The organism is Streptosporangium sp. NPDC000396 (assembly GCF_042898655.1).
GTDB lineage: Bacteria > Actinomycetota > Actinomycetes > Streptosporangiales > Streptosporangiaceae > Streptosporangium.
This window is the reverse complement of the sequence record NZ_JBIAZA010000009.1, coordinates 217,060-224,108: the sequence shown is the minus strand read 5'-3', so window position 1 is coordinate 224,108 and position 7,049 is coordinate 217,060. Positions and strand designations below refer to the sequence as shown.

Annotated in this window: 5 protein-coding genes and 1 riboswitch; of the genes, 2 read left to right on the top strand and 3 right to left on the bottom strand. The window is 69.8% G+C overall.

What is annotated here, in order from left to right; genetic code table 11:
- Positions 1-426: 426 nt before the first annotated feature.
- Positions 427-831 (bottom strand): peptidase inhibitor family I36 protein, encoded by a 405-nt coding sequence (locus ACFY2X_RS16980; RefSeq protein ID WP_389939043.1) that lies wholly within the window; start codon positions 829-831, stop codon positions 427-429.
- Positions 832-1,072: 241 nt separating this feature from the next.
- Positions 1,073-1,140: riboswitch (guanidine-III (ykkC-III) riboswitch) on the top strand.
- Positions 1,141-1,151: 11 nt separating this feature from the next.
- Here ACFY2X_RS16980 and ACFY2X_RS16975 point away from each other — a divergent pair.
- On the top strand, positions 1,152-2,033 hold the full coding sequence (locus tag ACFY2X_RS16975) for an MBL fold metallo-hydrolase (protein ID WP_389939041.1): 882 nt from the start codon (positions 1,152-1,154) through the stop codon (positions 2,031-2,033).
- A 16-nt stretch (positions 2,034-2,049) separates the two neighbouring features.
- On the opposite strand, the gene ACFY2X_RS16970 is transcribed toward ACFY2X_RS16975, so the two are convergent.
- The gene (locus ACFY2X_RS16970) at positions 2,050-2,796 is read right to left on the bottom strand and encodes an alpha/beta fold hydrolase (RefSeq protein WP_389939039.1); all 747 of its coding nucleotides are present in this window, start codon (positions 2,794-2,796) and stop codon (positions 2,050-2,052) included.
- Positions 2,797-2,875: 79 nt separating this feature from the next.
- Here ACFY2X_RS16970 and ACFY2X_RS16965 point away from each other — a divergent pair, with 79 nt between their 5' ends.
- A complete protein-coding gene (locus ACFY2X_RS16965) occupies positions 2,876-3,832 on the top strand; it encodes a helix-turn-helix transcriptional regulator (RefSeq protein ID WP_389939037.1) in 957 nt (318 codons plus the stop codon).
- A 6-nt stretch (positions 3,833-3,838) separates the two neighbouring features.
- On the opposite strand, the gene ACFY2X_RS16960 is transcribed toward ACFY2X_RS16965, so the two are convergent.
- Positions 3,839-6,988, bottom strand: a complete 3,150-nt coding sequence (locus ACFY2X_RS16960; RefSeq protein ID WP_389939035.1) for a PDZ domain-containing protein — start codon at positions 6,986-6,988, stop codon at positions 3,839-3,841.
- Between the last annotated feature and the right edge of the window lie 61 nt (positions 6,989-7,049).

The window sequence follows — 7,049 nt, the reverse complement described above, 5'->3', positions numbered from 1 at the left end:
GATATGGGGGTGGTTTTGGGGTGCTCCGCCCCCGCGGGTGGGGGGGGGCGGGCGCCGGCCGCGCCGGTGGGGCGCGCCCGTCCCGCGGTCTGTCCCTCAATGGGAAAAGGGTGTTGTGGAGCTAATTGCCTCGGTCGCCTAAGCAGGAAACCGTCGCGTGACTCCTCCGCTCCCTGAAGAGAGCGGCTTCTCGCTTCCCTCGACTGAGGTAGGCGACGGCCAAGCCCTGACCGTTTCAAACAAGGGAACCGTAACAGGGAAGCGATTCCCCTGCCGGGTAAACCCGACAGTCCCCTCGCTAGACACGATGGATTTCGACCTTTTTGTTACGCATGAATGGCGCCCGATCCGATGTGATTCATCCGATCGATCCATTCCGTGAAACCGCCGTTCGGCCGTGCGGAAACGCCCGTGTCCCGGGCCGGATCAGCACATGTCCCGGGGGCCCACGGCGTCGATCCGCTTGCCGAAGTTGGTGTCGTAGGCCTTGGCGTAGTCGCCGATGTTCACCCTGCGCCGCTCGGCCGGGTCCCAGTCGATGAAGCAGCCGGAGGCGTTGGCGTAGAACGAGTAGACGTGGTCGTGCAGGTTGGGCGGCATGTCGCGGTAACCGTTGGAGGGCATCCACCGCCACGGCGCGCCCCTGAAGTCCCTGTAGTACCAGAAGCAGATCTCGCCGCCACCGCACTGCTCGGCCGCGCGCCTGAGCGCTGCGGACTGCTGGGTGGAGGGTCTCGGCTCCGTCTGAGCCGGTGCGGTGAACCCCGTGCACAGGAGTCCGAGGGCGGCCATCGCCATAGCGGCGCGTGCTTTCTGAATGCCTGATTTCACCCTGAAAACCTCGTATTCGCTATTTGTTGTCGTCTGACAGGCGGTCCCCCTCATGATAGTTACTCTTAGTAGTGAAGTCATTACGGAAAATGAAAGTGCCGGTTTCGGGTCGTGGCGCCCGTGGAAATCAGGTCCGGCCGCGATGGGCGCGAACTCCGGACCGGTCTCCGGGCCGGGCGGGTGACCCTGCCGAGAAGATCCGGAAACGTCTCGGTTCCGACGTGTCGTGGTAATCTCCCGCTCGGAGGCACAGCGGTGCCTGCCCCGGACGAGATGTGCGCCGTACCCGGCCTGCTAAGACGACGCTCACTGGAGGCGTCATGGGTGCACGCGCGCGGCTGGCCGACTTCACGTCCGAAACCCCCGAACTCCGGGAGTTCGATGTCGACTGGATCCACGGATCGCCGTCGGCGAAGCACAACACGGACCCCGACATCCAGGTGTACGCCTACGACGAGCACACGTTCGTCCTGCGGCAGAACATGGCGATCAACTATGAGGCGCCGTTCCTGTTCCTGATGTTCGGCGACGACCGGGCCGTGCTCCTCGACACCGGCGCCACCGAGTCGGCCGAGTTCTTTCCCCTGCGGCGGGTCGTCGACGAGCTGGTCGAACGGTGGCTCGGCGAGCATCCTCGGGACCGCTACCCCCTGCTCGTCCTCCACACGCACCCTCACGGGGACCACGTCGCGGGTGACGCCCAGTTCGCCGGGCGCCCGGACACGGTCGTCGTCGGCGCGGATCTGAGCAGTGCCTGGGAATACTTCGGGTTCGACCGGGATCCCGGCCGGATCGCCCGTGTCGACCTCGGCGGCCGGACGCTGGAGTGCCTGGCCAGCCCCGGGCACCACGAGGCGGCCGTCACGTTCTACGACTCCTTCACCGGGTTCCTCCTCACCGGCGACACGGTGTATCCGGGGCGGCTGTACGTGCAGGACTGGTCCGCGTTCACCCGCACCATCGACCGCTTGATCGAGTTCGCCGCCGGGCGGCCGGTCACCCACGTCCTCGGCTGCCACATCGAGATGACCGGCGAGCCGGGTGTGGACTATCCCATCCGCACCACCTACCAGCCGGACGAACCGCCCCTGCAGATGACCGTCGGGCAGCTCCGGGACATCCGCAAGGCGATCGACGAGATCGGCGACCGGCCCGGATGGCACGCGTTCCCTGGCTTCGTCCTCTGCCGCGGAGACGGGTGAGCCGCCCGCCGCAGGCTCAGCCTGACAGGGCGGCGAGCGCGGCCGCGGTCTCCTCGGGCTTGGAGAACATCGGCCAGTGGCCGGTGGGCACGGCGTCGAAGCTCCACTCCGGCCCGGCCAGCGCCGCGAAGAACGGGTGGCCGGACGCGATCATCGCGTGAACCTGCTCCAGCGGGAAAGAGCAGGTGATGAGCGTCTTGGGCAGCCTGTCCGCGCCGCCCGTGAGCTTCAGCGGCTGGGTCATGGTGCCGTACGGCTGAGGGGTCGCGCGGGAGGCGAACCGCTCGCGCTCGGCCTCGCCCAGGCCCTCCAGGCTGGCTCCGGCCTGCTCCTGCTCCCGCCAGGAGATCAGCGGGTAGTCCGTTCCGCCGCCCTGCTCGGCGACCCGCTTCTCGATGAAGGCCGTCCACTCCGGCTCGTTGATGTCCATGTGGGACATGCCGTCGGGCTGCGGGCCGCTGTCGACGTAGACGACGCGGGCGACGCGCTCGGGGATCCGGTCGGCCGCGCCGGTGACGGGAGCGCCGCCGCCGCTGTGGGCGACGAGGATCACGTCGTGGAGGTCCGCGTAGACGATCACATTGATGATGTCCTGGATGTGCGTCTCGAGGTCGGTCTCGGCGGTGGCCAGATGAACCCGGTCGCCGAGTCCGGTGAGGGTGACCGGGTGGACGTCGTGGCCGGCCTCGCGCAGTGGCCGGGCGACCTTCTCCCAGGCCCAGCCGCCGAGCCAGAAACCAGGAACCAGGACGTAAGTGTTCATTTCACATCTCTCCTTCGTTGCTTGGTTTCACCCTAGAATCGAATCCGGACAGAACAGGTCCTGATTTCAGGGGAATCCGATGACCGTCACCCGAGTTCTCGCGCTGCTGGAACTGCTGCAGGCCAGCCCCGGCCTGACCGGGCCGGAGCTCGCCGCCCGGCTGGAGGTGGACGAACGCACGGTGCGCCGCTACGCGGTGAAGCTGGCCGAGCTCGGGGTGCCGGTGGAGGCCGAGCGGGGACGCTACGGCGGCTATCGGCTCCTGCCGGGCTACAAGCTGCCGCCGCTGATGCTCACCGACGACGAGGCCACGGCCGTGGTGCTGGGGTTGCTGGCCGGGCGGCGGACCGGGCTGGCGGTGGGTCAGGCGGCGACCGAGAGCGCGCTCGCCAAGATCCAGCGAGTGCTTCCGCGGGCGCTCCGCGAACGCGTCGACGCGGTGCCGGCGACGCTGGAGCACACCAGGGCCCCGGCGCCGGTGAGCACCCCGAAGGCCGGGCCGCTGCTCGCGCTCGCCGAGGCCGCCCGGCACGGGCACACCGTACGGCTGACCTACCGTTCCTGGAGAGGAGACGACTCCGAACGCGACCTGGACCCCTATGGGATCGTCTTCCACTCCGGCCGCTGGTACGTCGCCGGCTTCGATCACAACAGCGGGGAGATACGAACCTTCCGGGTGGACCGGGTGGCGGGCGCCGAGCGCACCGGGCAGGTCTTCGACGCCCCGGACGGCTTCGACCCGGTCGCGCACGTGGTCGGATCGCTGTCGGCGGTGCCGTACCGGCACGAGGTGAAGGTGCTGCTGGCCACGACCATGGAGGAAGCCGCCGGGAGGGTCCCGGCCTCGACGGCGAGACTGACCGAGACCCCCGGCGGGATCCTGCTGGAGACCAGGGCCGAGCGGCTGAGCGGGATGGCGCAGATGCTGGCCGGGCTCGGCTGGCCGTTCACCGTGATCACACCGGACGAGCTGCGCGGGGAGATCAGGGCGCTGGCCCGGCGGCTCGCCGAGGCCGCCGGCGACCCGGAGCCCTGACGGGTCTCACCGAGGCGGCAGGCGCGGGACCGTGAGCCGTGGCCGGTCCGCCGGGTTGGGCGTGTGCGGGGGATGCGTGGACAGGCGTTCCAAGGCGACCTCGATCGCCTTGTCGAGCTGGGCGTCCACGCCCCGGGCGTAGTCCTGGGGGGTGATGTCCACTTCGATGTCGGGGTCGGTGCCGTAGTTCTCCACCCGCCAGCCCACGTCGTCGAAGGCGAAGGAGAACTCCGGCTGGGTGGTGATCGTGCCGTCGGCCAGACGGTGCCGGGGGCAGATACCGACCACTCCTCCCCAGGTGCGCTTGCCGATCAGCGGGCCCAGGCCGAGCAGCTTGAAGGTGTGGCTGAAGATGTCGCCGTCGGAGCCGGCCCACTCGTTGGCGATCGCGACCATCGGGCCTCGCGGAGATTCCTCGGGGTAGGGCTCGGGCATGCCCCAGCGGGGGAAGTTGTAGCCGAGACGGCGGCGGCAGAGCTTCTCCAGCAGCAGCGCCGACACGTGGCCGCCACCGTTGAACCGGACGTCCACGATCAGGGCCTCGCGGTCGTGCTCGGTGAGGAAACCGCGATGGAACTCCGCGTAACCCTCCGGGCCCATGTCGGGGACGTGCAGGTAGCCGACCCGGCCGCCGCTGCGCTCATGGCAGCGGGCGCGGTTGGCCTCCACCCAGTCGCGGTAGCGGCCCGGCTGCTCGTCGCCGATGGCCCTGACGGTGACGGTCCACCTGTCCTCCCCCCGGCCGACGGTGAGCTGGACCTCCTGGTCGGCCTGGTTGACCAGCCGTTCGCCCGGACTCGCCGAAGGGCCCACGGGCTGGCCGTTGACGGCCAGTACGGCATCGCCCGGCCGTACGTTCACCCCCAGGCGGTTGAGCGGTGAGGTCGCCTCGGGGTCCCAGCGGTCTCCGCCGACGATCCTGGCGATCCGGTAGACGCCGTCCTCGTAGGACCAGTCGACGCCGAGCTTGCCCTGCCGGTAGTGCGGCCGGGAGCGGTAGGCGCCGCCGCTTTCGTAGGCGTGGGAGGTGCCGAGCTCGCCGAGCAGCTCCCACAGCAGGTCGGAGAACTCTCCCCGGGTGGTGATCCGGTCCACCAGCGGCAGGTAACGCCGGTAGACGCCGTCCCAGTCGATCCCCGCCATGTCCTCGGCCCAGAAGTTCTCCCGCTGCAGCCGCCAGGCCTCGCGGAACATCTGCCGCCACTCGGCCTCCGGCCGGATGGACACCTTGACCCGGGACAGGTCGATCCAGCCGCTCGCGCGGCCCGGCGTGTCGTCCTCCTCGGGCGCCTCGCCGGCCTTGATCATTCGCAGCCGTCTGCCCGCCTGGTAGAGGAGGGTGGCGCCGTCACGGCCGACCTGGAACTCCGAAACATCCTCGACCAGGGTCTCCTGCTTCTGGCCGGCGAAGTCGTAGACGTGCAGCGTGCCGTCCGAGGAGTCGGCGTAGTCGTCGCCGAGACTGCCCTCGACGGGGGAGGTCAGGTAGACGGCCTTGCCCTTGATCCCGGCGATGCGGTCGTAGCGTCCCTCGGGAACGGGGAAGGCGACGACGCGATCCTCGATGCCGTCCGGGTCGATGACCACCTCGGTCTCCGCCCCGTCGTCATCGTCATCGTCGTCCTTGTCGTCGTCCTTGAGCGGACGGGGCCGGGGGACGAAGGGGGAGACGACGTCGGCGCGGAGCCCGACGGCGTAGGGGCGGGAGCCGAGGGGGAATCCCAGGCCGTATTGGAGTTCGTCGTAGACCGGATTGAAGACGCGCTGGCCGATGAAGTAGAGGTAGTCGCCCCCGGGGTCGAAGGCGGGACAGGCGTCCCACAGCACCGGGCGGGTGGCGGGGAACGTCTCGCCGGTCTCGACCCTGCACAGCTTGATGGCCATGGTCTGCGCGGTGCCGCGGCAGGCGTAGGCGAGCCAGCGGCCGTCGGGGGACCACGCGGGGTCCTCGATCGCGCCGAACCTGCTGGAATCGATCACCGTGCTCCCATGGAGGTCGACCACGAGCAGTTCGTTGCGGTGATTGGTGATCGCGATCCTGTCTTCCTTGGGGGAGACCTCCAGTGCGATGACGTGCCCCGTGTCGAGGTGGTCGAGCCGGACCGGTTCCGCGCCGCCGTCGGCGGTGAGCACGACCAGGACCTCGCGGTCACCGTCGTCGCTGGCCGCCGCGATGAGCCGTTCGCCGTCGTTCAGCCAGGTCAGCAGGCGGTAGCGGACGCCGTACGGCGCGCCGTGCTGGCGGACCGGCCCCTCCCAGGCGGCGAAGGAGAACGCCTTGCCGTGGGTGGTGACGGCCAGGCCGCTGCCGTCGGGGTCGAGCGTGGCGCTGTCGAGGAAGTCCTCGGCCGGGACGAAGCGGCGGTTGCGCTGGGTCCGGGAGCTGCGCAGCCGTACGTCGATCCGGTGGGATTCCCCGTCCTCGACCAGGTAGAGCTCGGCTCCGGCGTGATAGACCAGCCTGCGGCCGTCGCCGGACAGGTTGCGGGCGTAGTAGTCGGCGTGGTCGGAGTGCCTGCGCAGGCCGGTGCCGTCCGCGGCACAGGAGTAGACGTTGCCGACCCCCTCGTGGTCGGAGATGAAGTAGACCCGGTCGCCGGCCCAGCAGGGCGAGGCGAGGTTGCCGGGCAGGGCGATGAGCCGCCGGAACCGTTCGGTGCCGATCCACAGATCGCCCGCCGTGCCGCCCCGGTAGCGTTTCCAGTGGGCCGGGTCGGCGGTGTTGCGGCCCAGCACGATCTGCGGCCCGTAGGAGATGGAGTTGGCCGGGCCGTACGGCAGGCGCTCGGGAACGCCGCCCGGCCGGACCCGGTACAGCCACTTCTGGCCGTCGAAGGGCTGGGCCTCGTCGCTGGCGTAGAGGACGGCGCCGTCGGGATCCCAGCCGGTGACGGTGGAGCAGGCCCCGTGGTGGGTCACCCGCCGGGCGGTGCCGCCGTCGGCCGGCATCACGTAGACCTCCTCGGGGCCCTCCTCGCGGCCGGCGAAGGCGAGGTGGTCGCCGTGCGGGGAGAACCGGGGGTAGCTCGCCTCGGCCACTCCGGCGGTCAGCCGGAAGGCCCGTCCACCGGTGGCGGGCACCGTCCACAGATCGTCCTCGGCGGCGAAGACCACCGTGTCGCCGAAGATCGCTGGGAATCGCAGGTAAGCGAACATCGTGTCACTCCATGATCGGGTGACCGAGGGCTCATCCCGGTCGCCCGATCATGATTTCACG